This window comes from Kordiimonas sp. UBA4487 (assembly GCF_002389025.1).
GTDB lineage: Bacteria > Pseudomonadota > Alphaproteobacteria > Sphingomonadales > Kordiimonadaceae > Kordiimonas > Kordiimonas lacus.
In genome coordinates this window covers 311,311-336,206 of sequence record NZ_DGNR01000015.1, presented here as the reverse complement: position 1 = coordinate 336,206, position 24,896 = coordinate 311,311, and the positions used below count along the sequence as shown (strand labels likewise).

Below are 24,896 nucleotides of genomic sequence, written 5' to 3'. Positions count from 1 at the left end.
AGTAAAGGTACAGTGTGATGGCAAACGAGTTTAAGGAAATCCATATCATCGGCGGCGGGCTCGCGGGCTCTGAAGCGGCGTGGCAGGCGGCAGAGCAAGGCGTGCCTGTGGTGCTGCATGAAATGCGCCCCGTTCGGAAGACTGACGCCCACCACACCGACCATCTGGCGGAACTGGTGTGTTCCAACAGCTTCCGGTCCGACGATTATGAGAATAACGCCGTTGGCTTGTTGCACGAAGAAATGCGCCGCATGAACAGCCTGATCATGGCAGCAGCTGAAAAACACAAGGTACCTGCGGGCTCCGCGCTTGCGGTTGACCGCGACGGTTTCTCCGCCGAAGTCACCGAAACGCTGGAAAAGCACCCGCTGATTACCATCGAACGCAGCGAGATTGAAGGCCTGCCCCCCAAGGAGTGGGATAATGTGATTGTCGCAACCGGCCCGCTGACCAGCCCGGCGCTGTCCAAAGCCGTGCTCGAGCTGTGCGGTGAAGACGCCCTCGCCTTTTTCGACGCCATCGCGCCGATCCTCTATAAGGAAAGCATCGATTTCGGCACGGCCTGGTACCAGAGCCGCTACGACAAGGGCGACGGCGCCGACTATATCAACCTGCCCATGACCAAGGCGCAGTATGAAGAATTCGTCCACGACCTGAACACCGGCGAAAAAACCGACTTCAAGGAATGGGAAAAGGATACGCCTTACTTCGAAGGCTGCATGCCGATTGAAGTGATGGCGGAACGCGGCCCTGAAACCCTTCGTTTCGGCCCGATGAAGCCGGTGGGCCTGACCTGCCCGCACTGGGACGAAAAACCCTATGCCGTCGTGCAGCTTCGGCAGGATAACAAGCTCGGGACGCTCTACAATATGGTAGGCTTCCAGACCAAGCTGAAGTACGGCGAACAGACCCGCATCTTCAAGAAGATCCCGGGGCTTGAGAATGCTGAGTTCGCGCGCCTGGGCGGCCTGCATAGGAACACGTTCCTCAACAGCCCAAAGGTGCTCGATGGCCTGATGCGCATGAAGGCAGACCCGCGGCTTCGGTTCGCCGGCCAGATCACTGGCGTTGAAGGCTATGTGGAATCGTCCGCGATGGGCCTGATGGCCGGCCGTATGGCCGCGGCAGAGCGCAAGGGCCAGACACCCACGCCGCCGCCCGCCACCACGGCTTTCGGCGCGCTGATCAGCCACATTACCGGCGGCGCAGACGCAAAAACCTTCCAGCCGATGAACGTGAATTTTGGTCTGTTTCCGCCGCTTGAAGGCAAAGTCCACAAGAAAGAGCGCAAGCCGGCCATGAGCCGCCGCGCACTAGATGAGCTGAGCTCATGGATATGTGAACTCAGCTAGCTTGACCGTGGGGCGGTTTCGCCCCACTCTGCGCCCACAAGATAACCTAGTTAACAAGGGGCAGCGATGACCAAGCATATGTTTCTGAAGGCCGCCACAGGGGTGGCCTTTCTTTTATCCGCATCCACGGCACTGAAGGCCGAGGTGGTTCCCGTCTCCGACGACACGCGGGAAACCGCCGCCATGCTGCGCGACAAGGCGCTGAAGAGCGACGCGGCCTATGAAATTCTTGAAAGCCTGACCACAGAGGTCGGGCCCCGCCTGGGTGGCAGCGAAAAAGAAGCCGAAGCCGCGCGCTGGGCTGTAGCCAAGCTGAAGGCGCTGGGGTTCGATAAGGTCTATACCGAACCAGTGACCGTTTCCAAATGGGAGCGAATTAGCGAAAGCGCATCTGTTGTAGCGCCCTACACCCAGCCGCTGAGCATCACGGCGCTCGGGAAATCGGCGGCGACGCCAGAGGGCGGCATCACGGCTGAGATTGTCCATATCCCGACCTATGAAGCGCTTCTGGAAGCCGACCGGGCAGACATTGAAGGCAAGATTGTCTTTATCTCCAACCGCATGGAACGCTTCAAGACCGGCGCCGGCTATGGCCCCGCTGTGCAGGCGCGCGGTAAAGGGGCCGCTGAAGCCGCCCGCAAGGGTGCCAAGGCCATCATCATCCGGTCCATCGGCACCGACAGCCACCGTCTGCCCCACACCGGCGGCGTGAACTATGAGGAAGGCACACCGCCGATCGCGGCCGCCGCGCTGTCGAACCCGGACGCGGACCTCCTGGAGCGCATGCTCGATCGCGGCAAGCCCATCAGCATCCACGTGGATGTCCAGACCAAGTTCCATGGTGACGTGACCATGCATAATGTGATCGGCGAGATTACGGGCCGGGAGAAGCCTGAGGAAGTCATCCTCATGGGCAGTCACCTGGACAGCTGGGACCTGGGTACAGGCGCCATTGATGACGGTGCAGGCGTTGCCATCACGGTGGCCGCTGCCGATATGATCCAGGACCTGACAAAGGAACGCCCGCGCCGCACGCTCCGTGTGGTGTTGTTCGCGTCAGAGGAACTGGGGCTGATTGGTGCCAAACAATATGCCGAAGCCCACAAGGATGACGTGGCCAACCATGTGATTGGCGCAGAATCAGATTTTGGCGCAGGCCCTGTGTGGGCGCTGGCATCCAAGGTCAGCACCGGTTCGGTTCATGTGGTTGATACCATGGCGCAGCTGATGCAGCCGCTTGGTGTCGTGCGCCATGGCCGTGAGGCTGGCGGCGGGCCTGACGTCGGCCAGATGGTCAAGATCGGCATGCCCGGCATCGACCTGATGCAGGACGGCACCGATTATTTCGACCTGCACCACACCGCCGACGATACGCTGGATAAGGTTGACCCCGAGGCCTTAAAGCAGAATGTGGCGGCCTGGGTGGTGTTCGCCTATATCGCCGCCGAATGGCCGGGCGACTTCCGCTAGGGCTCTAAATGATAAGAAGGAGCGTCCCCCGGGGCGCTCCTTTTTCTATACGATGTCTGGCAGGACCTGCGCGGCGCGGAAATCCCCTTCAGGCGCGATATGAGCCTCCCCAAGCTAGGGCGTCTTACGACATCCCTCATTGTCATGGAATCGATTTCAATGCGCCGCCCTGTGTGACGCCGGGCGCCAAAGCTTCGCCCTCGCCCCCAGCCAGCGTGCTGTCAGCATTGATTACAAGCATTTTGGCGGCGCCGAATTTCTTGACATCGGCTTTGGCGTGCCCGACTTTACTTTCACGTTAGAAAAACGTTGAAATTAAACCGTGCATTGCACATTGGGGGACAAACACATGACAGTAAAATCACTCACGGTACTGGCCGCAGGCGCAGTATTGTTCATCACAGCACCCAGTTTCGCCCGCGATTGCGGCGACGGCATCATCGGAGACTGGACCACTAACATTGGCGCCACCATGCGGTTCGAGAAGGTTGACGGCCAAACCGGTATGGTTTCGGGCCAGTATATCCCGGCATCTGACCCGGATATGTCCTTCCCGCTCACGGGTTTTGTCAATCCGAACGGCAAGGATGACAGCAAAGCCCATTATGCAGTACCCGTCAGCGTGACCGTCAGCTTCGGCGAGTTTGGCGGCATCACCAACTGGTCCGGTACCTGCAGCATGACAGACGGCAAACCGGTGATCGAAACCGAAGACCTGATCATCTTCCCGATGGCGGATTATTACTGGTCTCACGTGGTCGATAACCACGACACGCTTGTGGTGAAGGACTAAAATCAAAGAAGCCGCCCAACTATAGACCCTGAAAAACCGCGCAAACCTAAAAGTGGCCAATCACCATGCGTCAACCAAAGATCATCACGACATTTCAGTCATATAGTTGGCGGGTTTTTGTCAGTGACCTTTGGGCAGGTGTTACCGTTGCCATGGTTGCCCTGCCCTTGAGCCTGGCTATCGCCATCGCCTCCGGTGCTGACCCGGCGAAGGGCGTTATTACCGCTATTGTAGGCGGATTTCTGATTTCTCTTTTTGGCGGCAGCCGCGTGCAGATCGGCGGCCCAACAGGGGCATTCATTGTCGTTGTGTTCGGCGTGATCGCAGAACACGGCTATGACGGGCTTGTTCTGGCAACCTTTATGGCGGGCATAATTTTGCTCATTGGCGGATATTACCGCGCTGGAAACCTGATTTCCTTCGTGCCCGAGGCCGTTGTCAATGGCTTCACCATTGGTATCGGCGTCCTTATCGCCACCAGTCAGCTGTCGAATTTCATGGGGCTGAGCGTCGAGAACATGCCAGCTGACCTTCTTGATAAGATACCTACCCTCTGGCAGGCGCGCGCGACCTTCAGCCCGGCTACCTTTGCCATTGCCGTTGGCACACTGGTCTTGATCGTGGGTTTGCGAAAAATGGCGCCCCGTTTTCCCGGGCTTATCCTTGCCATCGGCGCCAGTTCCTTGCTGGTATTCGTGATGGCGCTGCCTGTTGAAACCATAGGCTCCCAATTTGGCGCGCTTCCCAGCCAGATGCCTTGGCCGCAAATGCCGGACTTTTCACTGTCGAAAGTCATCGAACTTGTCCCCTCCGCCTTCATCATCGCCTTTCTGGCTGGGGTGGAATCCCTGCTGTCAGCCTTGGTCGCAGACAAGATGATCGAAGGGCACCATAGACCAAATGCTGAGCTGACAGCCCAAGGCCTGGCCAATATTGGGTCCGCCCTTTTCACCGGCCTCCCGGCAACAGGCGCGATTGCCCGTACAGCAACAAACATCAAAGCGGGTGGCAAAACACCCGTAGCGGGGCTCGTTCACGCAGCTGTGTTACTACTGATCATGCTATTTGCTGCGCCGCTGGCAAGCTACCTGGCAATGCCCGCGCTGGCCGCCCTCCTGGTTGTAACGGCCTGGAATATGTCTGAACCCCATAAATGGGGTCAATATGGCAGGGGCCGGAAAAGCGACATTATGCTTTTACTTCTGACCTTCATTTTGACCGTTCTGGTCGACCTGACAGTTGCCATCGGTGTGGGGGTATCGGTTGGCTATGCGCTGCGGTTAAGCCGCCGGAAGGCGGTCGAAAGCAACTGGTCTCCACCCGACCGGTGATACCACACGCTGGAGGCACAGGACTGCCCCCAACAAAAAGGGCGCCGTCAGGCGCCCGTTTCACTTTAGGCTACTGTGGAAAGCCTAGCCTTCCTTTTGTGCAATCGCTGTCTGGTTGTTTGCGGCGTGATATTCTTCAAGCGCGCTTGTCACGCTCGTAAGCGCCTCGCAGCCGTTCATGCACAGACGCGCCAGCTTGTCGCGGTTGCCTTCAGCCCGGTCTGCCATGTCCCTTTTGAGGAACGCCAGCGCCTGGGCTTCAAGCGCCACCTTGTGGTTGGGCTCAATCTCAAGCGCACGACGATAATATTTCAGCCCCCGGCCAGTCAGGCCTTGGGCTTCCGCCGTCTGGCCAAGGCCAACAAGCGCCGCCACATTGGCGGGATCAGCCACAAGCGCGCGTTCAAACAGAAGCCGGGCATCACCGGGCTTTTCCGCGTGCAGGGCCACGGTGGCCTGAGCCACCAGCTCCCGCGACAGGGACTGGAATTTATTGCTGGTTTGGGCCGCAGCTGGCAGCGCCATCATGGCGCTCAGGCCCAGGGCCAGAATCAGGTTGGAATTACGCATACCATGCCTCTTCTTGTTCTTCTTGCCACCATAACCGCATTTTTACGCAGCGATTGCAACAAGAGATGAGCTGTGTTCGCCGTGCGCCAAACTGTGCCGCACCAGCCCGCCATAACGCCAGTGTAGGCTTCAAAACCCAAACAATTGGTAAAAGCTGTCAGGCGACGCGTTCAAGAACCGCCAGGAAGAAGCCGTCTGTGTCGTGCGCGTGGGGCGCCAATTGCAGGCATTCAGGGGTCAGCGCCAGCGTTTCAGCGGGTTTGCCGGGCAGTGCGTCTGCCCAGATGGCCTTATAGTCCATCAGCTGCCATGCGCCCTTTGGCTCACTTGCGAGGAAGGCCGTAACCACGTCTTCGTTTTCTTCCGGCAAGACAGAACAGGTCATATAGACAAGCCTGCCGCCCTGTTTGACAATCTTTGCGCCTTCCGCCAGCAACCTGCCCTGAAGCGCGGTTTGCGCCTTCAGGCTAGCCTCGTCAAAGCGCCAGCGCTGGTCCGGGCTTCTGCGCCAGGTGCCCGTGCCCGTGCAGGGCGCGTCCACCACCACCCGGTCCATCTTGCCTTCCATGGGGCCGAACGCGATCTCGCGCCCCGCGCCTTCCGCCGCAATCTGATGCACCTGGATGGTGCGTGCGCCCGCGCGCTGCATCCGCTTCTTCAGGCTGGACAGCCGTTTGGGCGAAATATCGAACGCGTGGATCTGGCCACGGTTTTCCATTGATGCCGCCATCGCCAGCGTCTTGCCGCCTGCGCCCGCGCACAGGTCCACGATTTGAGCGCCCGGGGAGGCATCCGCAAGGCTAGACGCCACCTGTGCTGCTTCATCCTGTACCTCGATCAGGCCGTCGCTGAAGGCCGGATGGGCGCCCAGGTTGATCGGCCCTTTCGCGCGAAATCCGAGGCAGGAAAATTCATTTTTTTCAAATAGTTCTGCATCATTCTTCAGAATTTCATCGAAGCTTTTTCCGCTGGCTTTCAGGCTATTGACCCGGATATCCAGCGGGGCGGTTTCATTCAGGCTTGCCGCCGCCGTGGCCAGGCTTTTACCAAACCGCCGCTTCAATCCCGGCAACGCCCAGTCCGGCAGATTATAGGCTGCTTCAACGGGGGCCGCGTGCCAATCGATCCGCCTCAGCTTCCGAAGGAAATCTTCTTCCTCCTCGTGCAGACGGGTGGGCGCGAAGGGGTTTTCCTCGCCGAAATGCTTCAGGCTGTCGCTTTCATGGCGCGCCAGATGCACGATCATCATGTTGCGGACAGTGGGCTTGGCGCCAAGTTCCTTCAGCGCCCAATGGTAAAGGCCCCTCGCCCGCAGGATGCCGTACACGTAGCCGGAAATCGCGCGCTTGTCCTTCGAGCCCGCATAGCGGCGGGCCCGGAAGAATTTGGTGACAAGCACGTCCGCAGGCGCGGCTTTTGCCGCCATCTTCTCCTCGATGTCAAAGAGGAGTTCAATGGCGGCGGAAAGGCGCGCGGCGGGCTGCATCAGGTCGCCAGCTTATTTCGCAGGGTAATTCGGGGATTCACGCGTGATCGTCACATCATGCACGTGGCTTTCCTTCAGCCCCGAATTGGTGATGCGAACAAATTGCGCTTTTTCGTGCATTTCCGGGATGGATTTCGCGCCCGTATAGCCCATGGAAGCCCGCAGGCCGCCAATCAGCTGGTGCAGCACAGCAGCCGATGGGCCTTTGTATGGCACCTGGCCTTCAACGCCTTCCGGAACAAGCTTCAGCGTGTCCTTGACATCATCCTGGAAGTAACGGTCTGCAGAGCCGCGCGCCATGGCGCCTACGCTGCCCATGCCGCGGTATGCCTTGTAGGACCGGCCCTGATAGAGGAACACTTCGCCCGGCGCTTCTTCGGTGCCTGCAAGCAGTGAACCCACCATACAGGCGTTCGCACCAGCGGCAATGGCCTTGGCCACGTCACCAGACGTGCGCAGGCCACCGTCTGCGATGATTGGAATGCCCTGGGCGGACGCCACTTTGGCAACGTCGGAAACTGCTGTCAGCTGCGGCACACCCACACCGGCCACGATCCGCGTGGTACAGATGGAGCCTGGTCCGATACCAACCTTGATACAGTCGGCGCCCGCATCAATCAGTGCCTTGGCGGCGTCAGCGGTTGCGACATTACCTGCAACAAGCTGGACGTTACCGAAGGCTTTCTTGATCTTGGCAACCTGCTCGATCACGCGGGAAGAATGGCCGTGGGCCGTATCCAGCACGATCAGGTCACATTCGGCGTCTGCCAGCATGCCGGCGCGCTCAAAGCCCTTGTCGCCAACGGTTGTCGCAGCTGCCACACGCAGGCGGCCTTTGCTGTCCTTGGCGGCGTTCGGGTTGGCGACAGCCTTTTCAAGGTCTTTCACCGTGATCAGGCCCACACAGCGGTAGCCTTCGTCAACAACGATCAGTTTCTCGATCCGGTGCTGGTGAAAGAGGCCCTTGGCTTCTTCAAAGGAAACGCCTTCGTTTACGGTCACCACATCACGGGTCATCAGCTCGGAAACCGGCTGCTCCATATTGGTGGCGAAACGTACATCGCGGTTGGTCAGGATGCCGACCAGCTTCTTGGGGCCAACAGCGCCGTTGCGCTCAACCACCGGAATCCCGGAAATCTTATGCTGCGTCATCAGGCGCATGGCTGCGGCCAGGGTCTCATCCGGGTGCATTGTCACCGGGTTCACCACCATGCCGCTTTCGAACTTCTTCACCTGGCGGACCATTTCGGCCTGCTCTTCTTCGGTCATGTTCCGGTGCAGCACACCAACACCGCCCGCCTGCGCCATGGCAATCGCCATAGGGGATTCGGTTACGGTATCCATCGCCGCGGAAAGAAGCGGCAGGTTCAGTTCGATTGATTTTGTGATTTTGGTACGAACGTCCACCTGCGCAGGCATGACATCACTGGCTGCCGGTACAAGAAGAACATCATCAAAAGTAAGGCCGAGGCGAATATCCATTAGGGCGATCCTGCTTTCACTGTGGGCGCATTGTGCGCGCTTTGGGGGCCCAAAATTGCCCCGCCGGATTAAGATATTCGCCGTTCAATACCCCGAAGGCCGCCCAAAAATCAACGTTAAACTTCACCCAGAGGAAAATCAGATGAAAACTATTCGGAAACGGCCTCTTTTCGACCCTTGAAGCCGGTCGCCACCACGAACCATTCCTTGGAATCCTGCCGGCTTGACGGCGGCTTCGCGTGCTTGACGCTGGTGAAGTGCCTGTTGAGCGCCAGTATCAGGTCATTGTCGGCCCCGCCCTGCAGTACCTTGGCCACGAACGTACCGCCGGGTGCCAGCACCTTGACGGCAAAATCAAGCGCTGCTTCGCAGAGCGCCATGGTACGGATCTGGTCTGTCTGGCGGTGTCCGGTGGCCGAGTTGGCCATGTCAGACAAGACAAGATCAGCCGGCCCATCAAGGGCATCCATCAGGCGCTTCTCGGCGTCTTCAGCCAGGAAATCCATCACCCAGATGTCGGCACCCTGGATCGGCTCGACTTCCTGAATGTCGATGCCGATGATCTGAGCGCCGTCTTTCAGTTCTTCTGTCAGCACCTGCGTCCAGCCGCCGGGGGCACAGCCCAGGTCCACCACACGTTTGACACCCTTGAAGAGATTATAGCGTTCCGCCAGCTCCTTGATCTTGAAGGCCGCGCGGGAGCGGTATCCAAGGCGCTGGGCCTCGGCGACATAGGGGTCGTTCAGCTGACGCTGCAGCCAGCGGGTCGAGCTGTTCTTGCGGCCACGCGCCGTCTTGACGCGGACCTTGGCACCGCGCGCCCGGCTCCGGGTGTTCGATTGCTTGTTCCAGCCACTAGCCATTCTTCTCTACCCTTTTTTGTGCCCTGTCGCCCTGCTGAGTCTTGTCGCCGCGGTAAAGCGGGCGCGCCCGCCGGGGCGGTTGTTCCATCTGCATCAGGCCGCGCAGAATGCCTTCCCGGATGCCGCGGTCCGCCACGCGTAGGCTTGGCACCTTCCACATCCCCAGGATGGCTTCAAGAATAGCACAGCCCGCCACAACAAGGTCAGCCCTTTCCGGGCCAATACAAACCTGGGCGGCACGTTCATCATGCGTCATGGTGGCCACCCGGCGTGACAGGGCGTGAATATCCTGCGATTTCATCCAGGCGCCGTCCACTTTCTCGCGGATATAGCGCGGCAGGTTGAGATGCAGGCTCGCCAGCGTCGTCACAGTGCCTGAGGTTCCCAGGAACTGGGTCTTGCGTTTCCTGACCACATCAGAGACCTGATGCGCATCTTCAAAGGCCTGCAGGTGGTCCACCACCAGCTTGACCATCTTGTTGTAATGCTCGATCGGCAGAGTCTCGCCGGGCCGGCCGAAGCTTTCAGACAGGTTCACCACGCCCCAGGGAATGGACATCCAGCCGGAAATTTCCGTGCGCTGCCCCGGGTGCACCCGCACCCAGATCAGCTCAGTTGATCCGCCACCAATATCAAACACCAGCGCGTTCCGGTTACCGGGCGCGATCAGCGACTGGCAGCCCATCACCGCAAGCCGGGCTTCCTCGCCCGCCGAGATAACATCCAGGTTGATGCCGGTTTCGCGCTTCACGCGCGCGATGAATTCGTCAGAATTGTCAGCCACACGGCAAGCTTCTGTTGCCACATGGCGCATGCAGGTAACGCCCCGGCGCGCGATTTTCTCAGCGCAGACTTTCAAGGCCTCAATGGTGCGGTCCATCGCTTCATCAGAGAGGCGGTTGTTCGAAGAGACCCCCTCCCCCAGACGCACGATGCGCGAGAAGGCGTCGATGACGCGGAAACCGCCGCGCGTGGGGCGGGCGATCAGCAGGCGGCAATTGTTGGTGCCCAGGTCAATGGCGCTATAGACACCGCGCAGGGGCGGCTGTGGCTGCCTGCCTGTCTGTTTCTTTGCGGGGGCGGCGGAAGGCTGCGCGGGTCGCGCTGGCCGGTCCGGCTGCCGTGAGCCGCCCTGACCTTTTGCTGGCGCTGCTTGAGGTTGGCCCGGCCCTTTGGCTTGCGCCGCATCCTGCCCTTTGGTACCGCGTCTGCGGCGGCGGGGTCGGCGTTTTTTGCCGGAATTCTTCTGTTGGTGCTCCGCCTGGCCTCCCGAAGGAGAGGTGCCCGGCGCGGCCCCGGCCGATGGGGCCTGTGGGTCTAACGACATACTTTTTCTCTTGTTATCTTTTTTTGTCGCAGGCGCCTGGCTGATGGGGCTTCGGCTGCTCTGCTCACTTGCCCTATCTTTAGCACCAGCGCGCCACAGAGCGCAATAAATTTCAGATGTAACGAATTGCAGAATATCACCGTGTTCCACTTTTGTTCTTGACGGGCCACATTTCCCGAGATAGAAGAACAAAAGATGAACGGAGGACACTATGCCTGGATTTGAACATTTGCTCATTCTTTTGCTGTTTATCTTGCTGGGGGGCCTGGGGATGGCCGCAATGCAGGATGGGGCGTCCGTGATGTGGAAGCATCTGCGCAAGCAACTGCCCAAGGCCCCTCGTTCACGCGTACAGCCCCAGTCCCGAATTCCGGACCCGCTTTTCTTCCAGCGCTAGGCACTCTGGGTTTGGGCGGCTTATCCGGGCCGTCTCACCTGCCCGCCAGCCCTGTGCTGTCCGGGCATGAAAAAACCGCCTGCGTGTTCACGCGGCGGCTATCCTGATGGCGACACTCTATCCGACATAAGTAAGAGGCGCGGCGAACAAACCACAAGGTGGTTGAAGCACCGCGCCTAATCCGAGCGAACCCCCAGGTGTGCCCGGCCTTCTCCGTCAGTGGCTGCCTAATCCGTGGGCGCCAGAAGATTGATCGTACCTCCCCAGATGGATCAATCCCAGTCTGAATTCGGTGAAGGTTGCAGCATCCCATAGGATTTGGTCGGTTCTGTCAAGGTCGCTTCTCATAATTTTGCGTCTTTTTTTACCAAAGATATAAAAAAGCCGCCGTTTGGCGTGAAAACGGCGGCTCATTTCAACATCAGTTGATTTTCTGAAGGCTTACTGAAGCGGTTCGCCTTGATATTCGGACACACGGCAATATTGCTCGCCCCCCACGGCGCGGATGTTGTCGCACAGCAGTTCGGCATCTTCTTCGCGCTCCAGCGGCCCCACAATCAGGCGCAGGAATGTGCCAATACCTTCCTGGTTCTGGGTATAGATGCGCGGGCTAAGGCCTTCAAGCTGGCTTGCGAACGCCCGGTAAAGGGCTGACCAACCGCTGTCCACCTGGTCCTTCGACCGGTAGGACGCCAGATGCGCACCATAATAGGTACGGCTGTCGTCCTGTGCGTCATTGGTTGCCGGCGTACCGTTGTCAATCGTACCCGTCTGGACGTCGGCACCCGTCTGCGACGTGCCTGTTGGCGCTGTCTGGGTGTTATCTACAGCCGGCTGCGACGCGGCCTGGGGCTGGGACGACTGCTGTTGTTGCTGTGTCTTGCCGGGCGCTTTGGTCTGGTAAGCCGCGTTGCGGTCAATCATCTCAACGGAGAACAAACGGTTTTCAAGCGACTTGATTTCGGTGCGAACGCCGGAGAGGTCATTCCTGACACGGCGAAGGGCTGCTTCGGTTTCCGGATCTTTCTGCAGGGACGCCAGCTTCTGTTCCATGTTTGAGAGCGCCTGATCCTGGCTTCTAACATGCTTCACCAGGTCCACATAGAGACGCTCGAGCGCGTTGAAGCGGTCCTTGAGGTCACGGTTATCTTCCGAAACACCTTCAACGCTGCGTTCCAGCGTTACCTGCCGGGCTTCAACGAGAACTTCCTCGCCCTGCCAAAGATTGCCGGTGCCGCCACACGCGCTGGTCAACAGCGCCATGCAGGCAACAATTGCCCCTTTTCTGGGAAATACTGTGGGTGCGCTAAGTCCCTGTGTCATGATCACGCCTTTCTACACATTGCTTTTCACCTTTATTTTCAAAGGCTAAGCTGCATCCATGCCTCACTTGGCAGTCTCTTTCAGCAGTGGAATATGCAAAGGGAGTGCCAATAAAGGCGATAAAGACAATGATACCACGAATGGCAAAAAGGCGCAGCCCCTACCGGCTGGTCACATCAACCCAGTTGCTTGTGCTTGCGCCGGCGCTCGTAGGCCACATAAGAAAACGGCATGCTGGAAAGATACGCGATGGCAATGATAATCAGCACCGCCCAGGTACGAACGAACAGGCCCGCGATGACAATGCCGATGACCAGCATCACTGGCACAAACCAGGCCTTGGGCACGCGGAAGGCCTTAAGCGAGATGGTCGGGATGGTCGACACCATCAGAACAGCCACCACAACCGCATAGGCGGAAACAACCAGGCCGTAATTTTGAACCGTTACGGCCTCAAGTGCAAAATCGACGATGAGCGGCATCAGAAGGAGCGTTGCGCCCGCGGGTGCCGGCACACCGGTCAGGAAACCCAGGCGCTTGCGGGGCTCTTCCTCGTCATCCAGCTTGGCATTGAAGCGCGCAAGCCTGAGCGCCATCGAGATGGCGTAAATCAGCGCCACAGCCCAGCCGAGCCGGTCAAGCCCCTCAAGCACCCACAGATACAGGATCACGGCCGGCGCCACCCCAAAGGACACCACATCCGAAAGCGAATCCAGCTCGGCACCAAAGCGACTGGTGCTTTTCAGAAGCCGGGCAACAGTTCCGTCAAGACCGTCAAAGATACCCGCCAGCAGGATGGCAAAGACCGCCAGCTCCCACTTGTCGGCCAGGGCGAACTTGATCGACGTCAGCCCTGACATGAAGGCCAGGAGCGTCACCACATTCGGCAGGATCGTCCGGATCGAGATCTTCTTGAACAATAGTGCCCGTTTTTCACCGCCCATGTGGTTTGCTCCCCGCTACCTGATCTTACTTGTCAGCGCTGGCAGCTTTGCGGCGCGCTGGCGCCTTGCGGGCGATGATGGTTTCGCCGCCAATCATGGTCTGGCCCACGGCAACAGTCGCCTTCTGGCCCTTGTCGAGATAGATATCCGTACGGCTGCCAAAACGGATCAGGCCGAAGCGCTCGCCGCGCTCTACCGTCTGGTCCACTTCCAGATCACACAGGATACGCCGTGCCACAAGGCCCGCAACCTGGGCAAAGGCAATGTCATGGCCGTCTTCCGTGGTCATGCGAATCAACTGGCGTTCATTCTCTTCACTGGCCTCTTCCGCGGCAGCGTTCAGGAACTTGCCCGGAACATAGGCCACATTCGTGATCTCCCCCGCCGCAGGCGCGCGGTTTACATGCACGTTAAAGACCGACAAGAAGATGGAAATGCGGGTGCGCGGCTCATCGCCCATGCCCAGCTCTGCAGGCGGCGTCGCTTCCATCACCAGGCACACAGTGCCGTCGGCGGGGCTTACAAGTACGCCCTTTTCATCCGGCACCACCCGTTCAGGGTCGCGGAAGAAATAAAGACACCAGCCGGTCAGGATCAGACCGGCCCAACCAAGAGGTTCCGACAGGAAAAACAGGCCAACAGACACGGCAAAGAAAATTGCCACAAACATGTGCCCTTCCTTGTGGATAGGCGTCATTACTACATCCATAGCCTTCATCGGCGGCAACCTTCTTCTTTTGTAGGTAAATTTGGCACACACTGGCGATTTGAAGCCTCCACGTCAAGTCTGACGACCTGCGTGACCCGCTTTCCGCATGAGCCTGAAAAAAAATCTTGTCCAGATGAAGCGGATACAGCAAAAGAAATAGGAGGCCTTTAACGGTTGTTTAAGCCCGCACAGCGATCCTGTTGATGCGGCAAGGGGAAGCATTCACCCGAAACGATCAGGCCGCGGGGCAGCTAAGTAAACTGGCGTATTTGGAAACGGGGCAACATGAAACTTCACGAATCGCTGCAGAAGGTCAAAGGGCACCTCGACAGCCTCGACGATCCTGCCTTCGACCAGCTTGAGTTCGATTGGGAAGGCATCAAATTTCATGCAACAGCAGACACCGGCCAGGACGGCGCCGGGATCATCAAGCTGGATGCCAAGCTGGGCCGCCTGTATTTCACCGTTGAGAATGCCGCGGAACGCACCATGGCGATCGAGCGGGTCTATTCCACCAACCGCGGCATTGATGGCGCCTACAAGATCAGCAAGACAGGCGATGTCACCTACCACAGCGTGACAGCCACCAACCAGAAGCTTCAGGGCAATGACCTGGTGGGCGCGCTGACGCTGATATTGCTGGAATCAGAAAGCCACCTGCGGGCGCTCAGGTCTCACCTGAAGGCGGTTTAGGTTTAGGACGATACATCACATGCAACTGGTGAGCCGCGGCGACTTCCATATGTTTTTTGGCGAGCTCTCTGAGGCTCACCTTAAACGTTTCCTGGTGTGGTGCGAATATTACGAGCCAAAAGAGCTTGATGACTTTCCACAGTTAACCCCAGTATGGTTAAGAGAAAACCTTTTCTCCAAGATGGAACAAACGAACTCCCATCCGCTATATGCAACGGACAGACACATTGATTTTCAAGATCGCGAGTTCCTCAGCGCGGCCGCCGAAATTAGGATCTTGAAAAACAGCTTCTCTGGCTACCTCTTCCTATCACAAGGACAACCCATTACAGCCCGGATATTTTCCGACTGCGAGTCATTAGCGTTATATTCAAATGACCTGTTTGGTGACGAAAATACAGAAACTATGGGCCGCCTTTTAGGTGGGGAAACTACCCTGTTACCTCAGCAAATAGAACTATCCTACCATTTTACTTCTGATAAAATTGATTGGCTTTCGCGATCTGGGACTCTTTGGATTCCGGTAAGCCAAGATAGGGCACTCTAGCCTTAGCCCGTGGGCTTTTCGTCGTTGAGCGGCAGGCGGAACATCTGGCCGGGGTAAATCAGGTCCGGGTCGCGGATCTGTTCGCTGTTTTCGCGGAAAATCACGGTATAGCGCACACCGGAGCCGTAAAGCTGGCGCGCAATCTGCCACAGGGTATTGCCCGGGCGCACAATCACGCCACCTTCCGCGACCTCTGGGTCAATGGCCTGACCGGCTTCAAACGGCTGTTCGATCCTGAGCTGCACCTGACCGTCACCAATCGTCTGGTCGACGCGGATCACATGGCGCCCCGGCGACAGCGGCCGGCCCGTCAGCGCAATCTGCCAGCGGCCTTCGTCGCCCGCGCGCATGTTGCCAACGAATACATCGTCCAGATACAGCCGCACATCCACCCGCGGAAGCGACCGGCCTGCAACAATGGGGTCGCCGCCGTCACCATAATCGATGGTGTCCACGCTCAGACTTTCACCCACTTCGCCAAAGGCAGCCACGCCCGGCTTCTGAAGGACGGTTGAAGCCCCCTCACCGCTTTTCGGCGTCAGCACGGCCACAACGCCGTTCTGTTCACGCTCAAGAAAACGCTGATTGTCGCGCTCGGGTACGGAAACCACCACCACGTTGTCGGCCTCAGAAACCTCGGCCCCGTCGCGTTCGCGGCCCTTCAGGTTCAGTTCCACAGACCCAGCGTCCAGCGGTTCTTCAAGAATCATCACCCATTCGCCGTTTTCATCGGCAGTGACCTGCGAGACCATCTTACCGTTCGCGAACAGCTCAATGCGGGCGCCCGGCGCCATGCGCCCGGCAATCACACCGGTACCGCCACGCGAGATTCGCACAAGATCAAACTCAGGCACAGGCTTCTGGGCCTGTTCCGCTGTCGGCTGGTTCTCGGAAACTTCTGTGGGGGATGCAGGCGTTTGCGGCGCGGGCTCGTCTGAGAAAAGCACGTAGAGGATAGCGCCGACACCAATGGCCGCACTTACGGCACCGATGGCAATTCGGCGCATATCATCGCTCTTGCTTTCCAGTGGGCCCATAACTCACCATACATCCTGTTCAACAAAGCCTTAACAATCGGGCCTATATAATGAAAGATGAATTTATTAAAAACATGTCAAAACTTTGACAACTAAACTTTATGACCCTGAATTAGCGGGTTTTTCCCAATTTGGCCACCAGGTCACCATCTCTTGTGAGGTATTGTATGAAGTCGACACCCCAACCTACAACCACAATCCGTAATGTTTGTGTCTATTGTGGGTCACGAATGGGCAATAAACCGTCCTATGAGCAACTTGCGAAAGACCTGGGTGGCCGGATCGCAGGCGCTGGCCTGGGCCTTGTGTATGGTGCCGGCAGCATAGGATTGATGGGCGTGGTGGCCCGCGCCGCCCGCGACGGTGGCGCGCCTGTGATTGGTATTATCCCTGAGCATCTGGACGCGGTTGAAATCACCCAGGACGGGCTGACGGAACTGCACGTCACCCAGAATATGCATGAACGCAAGAAGATGATGTTTGACCGGTCTGACGCCTTTGTCATCCTGCCCGGCGGCCTTGGGACGCTTGACGAGACGTTCGAGATCATGACCTGGGCGCAACTGAGCCTGCACAGAAAGCCGATCATCCTGATCAACCATGAAGACTATTGGACGCCGCTCGTTGATCTGGTCTCGAACGTGGTTGAGGCCGGTTTCGCGGCGCCTGAGAATGCGACACTTCTCAGCGTGGTCGAAACGGCAGAAGACGCAATCGAGCTGTTGAAACAGATGGAGACCGCCCCATCTGACGCCAGAAGCGAACTCTTTTAAGCCTGCATTGACAACGCTGACAGCAGAAAACCCGGCTGATTGCGATAAAAACAGCAAAAAGTCGTTTTTTTAGTGCGGTTGGGCCTTCAACTCTGCAGGTTCTGGTGATAGGGTGCGCCCAAATTCCGCACCGGTCCTCTCCCCGGCGCGATACTACCCCTTGGGAAAAAAATAAATTTGAGGGAACTATGAGCAAGATTACCGTAAAAAACCCGATCGTGGAAATTGACGGCGATGAGATGACCCGCATCATCTGGCAGTGGATCCGCGAACGTCTGATCCAGCCATACCTTGATGTAGAGCTTCTCTATTATGATCTGTCGGTTACAAAGCGTGACGAGACAGACGACCAGATCACGATCGACGCTGCAAACGCGATCAAGGAACATGGTGTGGGCGTGAAATGCGCAACCATCACCCCGGACGAGCAGCGCGTTGAGGAATTTGACCTCAAGAAGATGTGGCGCAGCCCGAACGGCACCATCCGGAACATCCTGGGCGGTACCGTATTCCGTGAGCCGATCATCATGAAAAACGTACCGCGTCTGGTTCCAGGCTGGACCAAGCCGATCGTTATCGGCCGTCACGCTTTTGGTGACCAATACCGCGCGACTGACTTCCTGGTGCCCGGCAAAGGCAAGCTGACCATGAAGTTCGAGCCAGCCGACGGCGGCGAAGCCATCGAGCGCGAAGTCTATGAATTCCAGGAATCGGGCGTTGCCATGGGCATGTATAACGTGGATGACAGCATCCGCGATTTCGCCCGTGCCTGCATGAACTACGGCCTGAACCGCCAGTGGCCGGTTTACCTCAGCACCAAGAACACGATCCTGAAGGCCTATGACGGCCGCTTCAAGGACCTGTTCATGGAAGTGTTCGAAAACGAATTCCAGGACAAGTTCAAGGATGCCGGCATCACATACGAACACCGCCTGATTGATGACATGGTCGCATGTGCCATGAAATGGGCTGGTGGCTTTGTATGGGCTTGTAAGAACTATGACGGCGACGTGCAGTCTGACACCGTGGCCCAGGGCTTCGGCTCGCTCGGCCTGATGACCTCCGTTCTGATGACGCCTGACGGGAAAACGGTTGAATCCGAGGCCGCACACGGCACGGTTACCCGTCACTACCGTCAGCACCAGGAAGGCAAGGAAACGTCCACGAACCCGATCGCTTCCATCTTCGCATGGACACGCGGCCTGAAGTATCGCGGCAAGATGGACGGTACGCCTGAGGTAACCCAGTTCGCGGAAGCGGTTGAGAAGGTATGTATCAATACCGTTGAGACCGGCTCCATGACCAAAGACCTGGCGCTCCTGATCGGCCCGAACCAAAGCTGGATGACCACAGGCCAGTTCTTCGACAAGATCGACGAGAACCTGAAAGCCGAGCTGGGCTAAGCCCCTCACCGGTTAGCAATCAGAAAAGCCGCCCTATTCCGGGGCGGCTTTTTTTAATGCCTCACATCTGCCGCGGCTTCAATGGCAGCGTCCAGGCGCGCCAGAAGCCCGGGGTCAACAGCCTGGGTGCACATCACATACGCTTTGCGTGCCTTTGGCATGTCGGGCAGCGAGACAAACCCAAGGGCCTCCCCGCCAGCAGTTGCTGCGCGGTGCAGCGGCGCCATCATTTCATTTTCAAACAGGAAGTCGATCCGTCCCCTTACCAGCAACTGGACCAGGTTTTCATGGCTGGTGGAAACAAACAGATGCTTGCCCCGGCTGTTTGCCAGATAGGGGCGAAACGGCACTGCATATTTCGCCTCTGCGATAAAGCCGCCCGCCAGATCGGTTGTCTCGAACAGGGCCTGAACGGATGAAAGCGCTTCAAATTTTTGGATATCCGCGGTGCGGACCAGCAGACCGGACCGGCCAAACGTCCCGATCGCCGGCGTATAGTGGAATTTGGGCGCCCGGTCCGCGTCATAGCTGTGGCCAGCAACGCAAAACGGCTGCTTGCCTTCCTCCAGGTCGCGGCGCGTGCGCCGGAAAGCCCGCTCCTGCCAGATGAGGCCGATGCCAGCCTGCGCCGCAGCCGCATTCACGAATTTGCCGAACGATCCGCCAATACCTTCGGGTGTTTTCTCCAGGAATGGCGGATGATCTTCAAACTGGAAAACGAGAGTGTTCCCGCCTTCTTCGGCCTTGGATGCTTCCTGGCCCATGAGGAATACCGACAGCGCAAACAGGTACAGGAACGCCGAAATCTGACGCACAGCTAGCTCCTTTCGCCCCCAATTTGCACAGGATGTATGGATCATACATGAAAGATGTTCAGTTGCGAAGTGGCAGAATGGCTGTGGCAGGCGGCCTGCGGTGCCGTGAAGTCCGCAATCGGTTACTGGTCTGTATCCCGCTCAGGCGCGTCCATGCCGGGGAGCAGCTTCAGCGCCTCGATGGCTTCATTGATACGGTCCCTCATCCCCTCCGGCAGGTTTCGGCTGCACAGGATGTGTTCGGACCCCGGCGGTCGCATCCCCTTGGGTTTCAGCGCGACAAGCTGCTGCCCGCCCGGCAGAGCCCTTTGCAGGTATTCCACCTGGTCCGGGTTGACCATGGCGAAATCCACGCGCCCACGCACCACCATAACCGCCAGGTCATTGTCGTCGCCACCGATGAACAGGTGGCGCTCCCTGCCCGCTTCAATGAGGGGCGTCTGCACGTCGCTGTATGTGGCCCCCTGCAGGAAGGCACCACTGATCGCCTTATCCGTCAGGATGTCGACAATGGATTCGTGGTCCTTGAATTTTTCCAGATTATCCTTCAGCACGGCAATCCCGGAACCGGACGACATGGCAAACGGTTTGCTGATCCAGGATGTCGCGGCCCGTTCCGGCGTTGTTCCGTACCCCGCGATGCACACTGGAGGAGTACCCTTGCCGTTTGCAATGCTGCGGAGCATGCGGCTGAAGGTCGCCTGCCGCCACTTAACCGTCAGGCCGGCAGCCGCCGCAATGGCTTCGACTTTCGCCACGACGGTCCCCACAACCTTGCCCTCTTGCTGGAAGGTATAAGGCGGGTAATCCTCATAAAGAAAAGCGATCGTGTCGCTTGCTTCCGAGGGTGGCGCCATGGCCACGGCCAGATAGGCGAAAGGAAAAATTACTGTGCGCATCAGGGAGGATTTCACCGACGCATGCTCCTGGATTCTCTAGAACGAACGGATAGTTAAACGCAGCTTATCACACTTGCGGTGACCGGGCGAGCCCCACCCAATGATCATAGTGGGCAATCATGGTGGCGCGCTCTTCGCTGCTCAGCAGACCATCTTCCACAAGATCGATCAACCGGCGAGTGGCAAACTCCCGCAACTCGTCCAGAAGCGGCGGATAGATGGACATCAGAATCTGCAACTCGGTGCTGTCGAGCCACATGACCCGGCAGCGGCTGCGCGCGACAGACGCCGGCTGTGCGCCGCGGTCACTGATGAGCGAACATTCCCCCAGAAAATCCCCTGCATTCAAGGGGATGGCCCTGTGGTGATAAAAGACCGTAATCTCGCCCGACAGGATGAAATAGATGCCATTGTCCCGGTCACTTCGGCGGGTCAGCACTGTGCCGGGCACCATCGTGACAGACCGAACGCGCGACGCCAGCTCCTTGGCGATATCCTTCGGCAGCTTCCTCAGCGCTGGCAGGTCATCCACCACGCCAACAGGCACCACGAATTCACGCCGGTGTACTTCGTCCGTGAAGCCTGAGGCGATAATCCCGATAGGCACAGCATAGAAGATGAACCCCATGATCATCACCACCCCGCCAATGACCTTGCCGAGATCTGTCACAGGCACGGCATCACCGTAGCCCACTGTGGTGAAGGTGGCCAGGGCCCACCAGAGCGCTGCCGGAATGCTGCCAAACACTTCAGGCTGCGCCTCGCGTTCCACCAGATACATCAGCGTGGACGCAAACACCTCCAGCCCCACCATGATCACCATGGCCGCCAGAAGCGCCTGCCGTTCGGCATAGATCACGCGCGCCAGCGACGACAGCGCAGGTGAATACCGCACCAGCTTGAGGAGCCTGAGAAGCCGGAAAATCCGGAGCGCCCGCAGGTCAAGCCCTGTCATCTGCCCCAGATAGAACGGGATAATGGCGATCAGATCGATGAGCGCCAGCGGCGAAAAGATATAGCGGATGCGCCGACCCAGGACCGTGTCGCCGGGGACGGCCTCGCGCTCGGCACTGGCCCAGACACGGGCCAGATACTCGACCGTGAAAATGCCAATGGAAATTGCATCAAACGCCCGGAACCAGGGGCTGTAGGCCTGCCATAAGCTGTCGACGGTTTCCAGTACAACAGCCAATACATTCAGAAGGATCAAGGCAATCATGAAACCTTCGAACACAGCGGCTTTCCGCCCCGCAAAGCTTCCCATCTCGAGGAAGTTGTAAGTGCGTTGGCGAGCCGTCTGCGTTGTCATGATTTTGCCTTCCCTGCGCCCTAGCCGGCGATCGCCGCTTCGATGGCATCAAGGGCCTTGGCGGCATTCGCGCCGTCAGGGCCACCGGCTTGCGCCATGTCTGGCCGTCCGCCTCCGCCCTTGCCGCCCAGCGCAACAACACCGGCCCGCACAAGGTCGACCGCGCTCAAGCTTGACGTCAGGTCGTCGGTGACGCCCACCAGAAGCGCCGCCTTGCCGTCATTGACAGCCACGAACGCCACGGCGCCGCTGCCCAGGGATTTCTTGGCGTCGTCCGCCAGGCCGCGCAGGTCTTTCGGGCTGACACCGTCCAGCACCTGGCCAAGGAATTTGATGCCGCCGACATCCTTCGCGGTCGGGCCGGATGCACCGCCGCCCCCGAGGGCCGCTTTCTTCTTGGCTTCCGAAAGCTCGCGCTCCAGTGCCTTGCGGTCGGCCTGCAGGCCAGCGATCCGCTCCGGCAGCTCAGCCGGGCTGGATTTCACCTGAGCCGCGGCTTCCTTCAGAAGCTTCTGCTGGCCCAGAAGATGCTCAAGCGCCGCTTCGCCCGTCAGAGCCTCAATCCGGCGCACACCTGCGGACACGCCACCTTCCGAAAGGATGGTGAACAGCGCAATATCGCCCAGGCGCTTGACGTGGGTGCCACCACATAGCTCAACCGAATAGTGCGGCTTGCTGCTGGTTGCTTCGTCGCCCATGGATACCACGCGCACTTCGTCGCCATATTTTTCGCCGAACAGGGCCATGGCGCCCGCTTCAATCGCGTCATCGTAGCTCAGCAGCCGCGTTTCAACGGCCGCGTTTTCGCGGATTATGCGGTTCACTTCGCGCTCAACGGCGGCAAGCTCGTCTTCCGTCATGGCCTTGGGGTGCGAAATATCGAACCGCAAGCGATCCGGTGCCACAAGCGACCCCTTCTGCGTGACATGCTCGCCCAGTTCGCGGCGCAGCACTTCATGCAGCACGTGGGTCGCGGAGTGGTTGGCCCGCAGTTTGGCCCGGCGCTCGCCGTCCACATGCATTTCAACCGTGTCGCCCACCTTCAGGTCACCTTTGGTAACGGTGGCCTTGTGAACATGCAGGGCGCCAACCATCTTCAGCGTGTCGGTAACCGTTACGTCAACCGCTTCACCCTTGAAGGTGCCGGTGTCACCCATCTGGCCGCCGCTTTCGCCGTAGAAAGGCGTCTGGTTGGTGACAACCATCACCTCGTCGCCCTCGCCCGCGGCGTCCACGCGTGCGCCGTCCTTCACCAGCGCAACCACCTTGCCTTCGGCCTGTTCAGTCGAATAGCCAACAAATTCAGTCGCGCCGAATTCGTCGTTGATATCGAACCAGACTTTCTCAGTCGCAGCGTCGCCGGAGCCGGACCAGGCAGCGCGTGCCTTGGCACGCTGTTCTTCCATGGCCGCGTTGAAGCCTTCCACGTCCACTGTGCGGTCCTGGGACCGCAGCGCATCCTGCGTCAGGTCAAGCGGGAAGCCGTAGGTGTCATACAGTTTGAAGGCCACATCGCCTGGTAGTTCGGCGCCGTCACCAATTTTTGTCAGTTCGTCGTCCAGCAGCTTCAGGCCTTTGTCCAGCATCTGGCGGAAGCGGCCTTCTTCAAGCTTCAGCGTTTCCTCGATCAGGCGTTCGGCGCGCCCGAGCTCCGGGAATGCCTGGCCCATTTCGCGGATCAGCGTTGGTGCCAGCTGGTACATCACCAGGTCCTTCGCGCCCAGCATATGGGCGTGGCGCATGGCGCGGCGCATGATGCGCCTGAGCACATAACCCCGGCCTTCATTGGACGGCAGCACGCCGTCGGCGATCAGGAAGCTGCAGGCCCGCAGGTGATCGGCGATCACCCGGTGGGATGCGCGCGTCTTGTCGTTCTCACCGGCACCCGTGGCGTTCACGGACGCAGCGATGATGGCCTTGAAGGTATCGATTTCATAGTTGTCGTGCGTGCCCTGCATCACGGCAGAAATACGCTCCAGCCCCATGCCCGTGTCGATCGACGGTTTCGGCAGGTTGATGCGCTCGCCGGAGGCCAGCTGCTCATACTGCATGAACACGAGGTTCCAGATTTCCACGAACCGGTCGCCGTCCTCTTCCGGTGTGCCCGGAGGGCCACCCCAGATGTGGTCACCATGGTCATAGAAAATCTCGGAACACGGACCGCACGGGCCAGTGTCGCCCATGGACCAGAAGTTGTCTGATGTGGCGATGCGGATGATGCGCTCCTCCGGCAGCATCGCGATCTTTTTCCACAGGTCAAAGGCTTCATCGTCCTCATGGAACACGGTGACGGTCAGCTTGTCCTTGTTGAGACCATATTCGCGTGTGATCAGGTTCCAGGCGTGGCTGATGGCCTCTTCCTTGAAATAGTCGCCGAAGGAGAAGTTGCCCAGCATCTCAAAAAACGTGTGGTGGCGGGCGGTGTAGCCCACATTGTCGAGGTCGTTGTGCTTGCCGCCGGCGCGCACGCATTTCTGGCTCGAGGCCGCGCGGTTATAGTCGCGGGTTTCCGCGCCCGTGAACACATTCTTGAACGGCACCATGCCCGCGTTGACAAACATCAGCGTCGGGTCGTTGTGCGGCACCAGCGGCGCGGATTGCACCACCTGGTGGCCCTGCCCCTTGAAATAGTCCAGAAACGCCTTGCGGATGTCGTTGGCGCCAGTGATTGGTGCGGTCATGGAATTGGCCTCAAGTCCTCGAAAACAAAATTCAGGCGCCACCATGGGGTTAGCCCATTCTGGCGGCACCGGTGCTTACCGCCGTTTTAGCGGGAGTATGGGGGCAAGGCAAGCTTTGGGAGCATCACGCATGCATATGAAATCGGACATGGTTAAGTTTTGAACTTCAAAACGCCAAAACTAAGAAATCAAAGCCTCAGCTCCAGTTATGGCCCCCCACGAGAACCCTGCCAAAGACGCAATCGCCAGAAACAAGGAAGCGCATATGCCAACATTTTCCTTCCGATATAACTTGGCCGCTGTATCGTTGGCCTTCAGTCTTAACCTTTCCTCATTCTTAGCTTCACTCACTTCGTTTTTCTGCAGGTGATAATCCCGATTTCCTGCATGAATATGCTCCGAATTTTCCCATCCGATGCGATGTGTGATGGTCAACTGTGTAAAGTAAGCAGTTATTGCCGTTAACAAACTCAGAACTAGCCCTACAATGAATAAGCGGAGACTAAAAACTAGACCAAGTGCCATATCCGATAGAAGCTCCGCACTACTCAAGAAGGTCAAGACGGCAATTGCAGCTCCACCATTCAGTAGAAACAATCCTCGTAGGACTGCCTCAGCAAGAGAAATTGACCCGCTCAATGATGCTAATTCTGCGCCTTTATTCATTCCCTTCCCCCTCCACGAGACCAATC

22 protein-coding genes are annotated in these 24,896 nt (G+C 58.4%); 8 read left to right on the top strand and 14 right to left on the bottom strand.

Annotated features, from left to right (window positions below):
* Window positions 1-17: 17 nt before the first annotated feature.
* The 4 genes from trmFO to B3Z17_RS17985 all read left to right on the top strand — a co-directional run bounded on the left by trmFO (window position 18) and on the right by B3Z17_RS17985 (window position 4,946).
* On the top strand, window positions 18-1,352 hold the full coding sequence (trmFO, locus tag B3Z17_RS18000; protein WP_286831130.1) for a methylenetetrahydrofolate--tRNA-(uracil(54)-C(5))-methyltransferase (FADH(2)-oxidizing) TrmFO: 1,335 nt from the start codon (window positions 18-20) through the stop codon (window positions 1,350-1,352).
* 66 nt (window positions 1,353-1,418) lie between these two features.
* Complete coding sequence (locus B3Z17_RS17995; RefSeq protein WP_286831128.1) at window positions 1,419-2,822, top strand: M20/M25/M40 family metallo-hydrolase; 1,404 nt, start codon at window positions 1,419-1,421, stop codon at window positions 2,820-2,822.
* A gap of 349 nt (window positions 2,823-3,171) precedes the next feature.
* Window positions 3,172-3,615, top strand: coding sequence for an avidin/streptavidin family protein (locus B3Z17_RS17990; RefSeq protein WP_286831127.1), 444 nt, complete (start codon window positions 3,172-3,174; stop codon window positions 3,613-3,615).
* A 65-nt stretch (window positions 3,616-3,680) separates the two neighbouring features.
* Window positions 3,681-4,946 (top strand): SulP family inorganic anion transporter, encoded by a 1,266-nt coding sequence (locus tag B3Z17_RS17985; RefSeq protein ID WP_286831125.1) that lies wholly within the window; start codon window positions 3,681-3,683, stop codon window positions 4,944-4,946.
* Window positions 4,947-5,030: 84 nt separating this feature from the next.
* On the opposite strand, the gene B3Z17_RS17980 is transcribed toward B3Z17_RS17985, so the two are convergent.
* The 8 genes from B3Z17_RS17980 to B3Z17_RS17945 all read right to left on the bottom strand — a co-directional run bounded on the left by B3Z17_RS17980 (window position 5,031) and on the right by B3Z17_RS17945 (window position 14,056).
* Window positions 5,031-5,516: a tetratricopeptide repeat protein gene (locus B3Z17_RS17980; protein ID WP_286831123.1), complete on the bottom strand. Its 486-nt coding sequence runs from the start codon at window positions 5,514-5,516 to the stop codon at window positions 5,031-5,033.
* 157 nt (window positions 5,517-5,673) lie between these two features.
* Window positions 5,674-7,002 (bottom strand): RsmB/NOP family class I SAM-dependent RNA methyltransferase, encoded by a 1,329-nt coding sequence (locus B3Z17_RS17975; RefSeq protein WP_286831121.1) that lies wholly within the window; start codon window positions 7,000-7,002, stop codon window positions 5,674-5,676.
* A gap of 12 nt (window positions 7,003-7,014) precedes the next feature.
* Window positions 7,015-8,484: an IMP dehydrogenase gene (gene guaB, locus B3Z17_RS17970; protein WP_068306613.1), complete on the bottom strand. Its 1,470-nt coding sequence runs from the start codon at window positions 8,482-8,484 to the stop codon at window positions 7,015-7,017.
* 149 nt (window positions 8,485-8,633) lie between these two features.
* On the bottom strand, window positions 8,634-9,347 hold the full coding sequence (locus tag B3Z17_RS17965) for an RlmE family RNA methyltransferase (RefSeq protein ID WP_286831120.1): 714 nt from the start codon (window positions 9,345-9,347) through the stop codon (window positions 8,634-8,636).
* Window positions 9,340-10,674 carry a Ppx/GppA phosphatase family protein gene (locus B3Z17_RS17960; RefSeq protein WP_286831118.1) on the bottom strand — a complete coding sequence of 445 codons (1,335 nt, stop codon included), beginning with the start codon at window positions 10,672-10,674 and terminating at the stop codon, window positions 9,340-9,342. The genes B3Z17_RS17965 and B3Z17_RS17960 overlap by 8 nt, the downstream gene beginning before the upstream one ends.
* An 838-nt stretch (window positions 10,675-11,512) precedes the next feature.
* Window positions 11,513-12,394 (bottom strand): SPOR domain-containing protein, encoded by an 882-nt coding sequence (locus tag B3Z17_RS17955; RefSeq protein ID WP_286831116.1) that lies wholly within the window; start codon window positions 12,392-12,394, stop codon window positions 11,513-11,515.
* A gap of 176 nt (window positions 12,395-12,570) precedes the next feature.
* The gene (gene pssA, locus B3Z17_RS17950) at window positions 12,571-13,338 is read right to left on the bottom strand and encodes a CDP-diacylglycerol--serine O-phosphatidyltransferase (protein WP_286831114.1); all 768 of its coding nucleotides are present in this window, start codon (window positions 13,336-13,338) and stop codon (window positions 12,571-12,573) included.
* A gap of 25 nt (window positions 13,339-13,363) precedes the next feature.
* On the bottom strand, window positions 13,364-14,056 hold the full coding sequence (locus tag B3Z17_RS17945; protein WP_068306624.1) for a phosphatidylserine decarboxylase: 693 nt from the start codon (window positions 14,054-14,056) through the stop codon (window positions 13,364-13,366).
* Between the two features lie 276 nt (window positions 14,057-14,332).
* Here B3Z17_RS17945 and B3Z17_RS17940 point away from each other — a divergent pair, with 276 nt between their 5' ends.
* A complete protein-coding gene (locus B3Z17_RS17940; protein ID WP_286831112.1) occupies window positions 14,333-14,740 on the top strand; it encodes a hypothetical protein in 408 nt (135 codons plus the stop codon).
* 19 nt (window positions 14,741-14,759) lie between these two features.
* The gene (locus B3Z17_RS17935; protein WP_286831110.1) at window positions 14,760-15,287 is read left to right on the top strand and encodes a hypothetical protein; all 528 of its coding nucleotides are present in this window, start codon (window positions 14,760-14,762) and stop codon (window positions 15,285-15,287) included.
* 2 nt (window positions 15,288-15,289) lie between these two features.
* Here the strand turns inward: B3Z17_RS17935 and B3Z17_RS17930 are convergent, their stop codons facing one another.
* Window positions 15,290-16,294 carry a LysM peptidoglycan-binding domain-containing protein gene (locus B3Z17_RS17930; protein WP_074519486.1) on the bottom strand — a complete coding sequence of 335 codons (1,005 nt, stop codon included), beginning with the start codon at window positions 16,292-16,294 and terminating at the stop codon, window positions 15,290-15,292.
* 197 nt (window positions 16,295-16,491) lie between these two features.
* Between B3Z17_RS17930 and B3Z17_RS17925 the strand changes: the two genes are divergently transcribed.
* On the top strand, window positions 16,492-17,097 hold the full coding sequence (locus B3Z17_RS17925; protein ID WP_068306631.1) for a TIGR00730 family Rossman fold protein: 606 nt from the start codon (window positions 16,492-16,494) through the stop codon (window positions 17,095-17,097).
* A gap of 188 nt (window positions 17,098-17,285) precedes the next feature.
* Entirely contained in the window at window positions 17,286-18,500 is a 1,215-nt protein-coding gene (locus B3Z17_RS17920; protein ID WP_068306633.1) for an NADP-dependent isocitrate dehydrogenase, read from the top strand.
* A gap of 53 nt (window positions 18,501-18,553) precedes the next feature.
* On the opposite strand, the gene B3Z17_RS17915 is transcribed toward B3Z17_RS17920, so the two are convergent.
* The 5 genes from B3Z17_RS17915 to B3Z17_RS17895 form a co-directional block, all read right to left on the bottom strand.
* Window positions 18,554-19,315: a transporter substrate-binding domain-containing protein gene (locus B3Z17_RS17915; RefSeq protein WP_286831106.1), complete on the bottom strand. Its 762-nt coding sequence runs from the start codon at window positions 19,313-19,315 to the stop codon at window positions 18,554-18,556.
* A gap of 122 nt (window positions 19,316-19,437) precedes the next feature.
* On the bottom strand, window positions 19,438-20,214 hold the full coding sequence (locus B3Z17_RS17910) for a substrate-binding periplasmic protein (RefSeq protein ID WP_286831105.1): 777 nt from the start codon (window positions 20,212-20,214) through the stop codon (window positions 19,438-19,440).
* A 67-nt stretch (window positions 20,215-20,281) separates the two neighbouring features.
* Window positions 20,282-21,523: an ion transporter gene (locus tag B3Z17_RS17905; protein ID WP_286831104.1), complete on the bottom strand. Its 1,242-nt coding sequence runs from the start codon at window positions 21,521-21,523 to the stop codon at window positions 20,282-20,284.
* A gap of 20 nt (window positions 21,524-21,543) precedes the next feature.
* The gene (gene alaS, locus B3Z17_RS17900) at window positions 21,544-24,192 is read right to left on the bottom strand and encodes an alanine--tRNA ligase (RefSeq protein ID WP_349680341.1); all 2,649 of its coding nucleotides are present in this window, start codon (window positions 24,190-24,192) and stop codon (window positions 21,544-21,546) included.
* A gap of 192 nt (window positions 24,193-24,384) precedes the next feature.
* The gene (locus tag B3Z17_RS17895; RefSeq protein ID WP_286831101.1) at window positions 24,385-24,870 is read right to left on the bottom strand and encodes a hypothetical protein; all 486 of its coding nucleotides are present in this window, start codon (window positions 24,868-24,870) and stop codon (window positions 24,385-24,387) included.
* Between the last annotated feature and the right edge of the window lie 26 nt (window positions 24,871-24,896).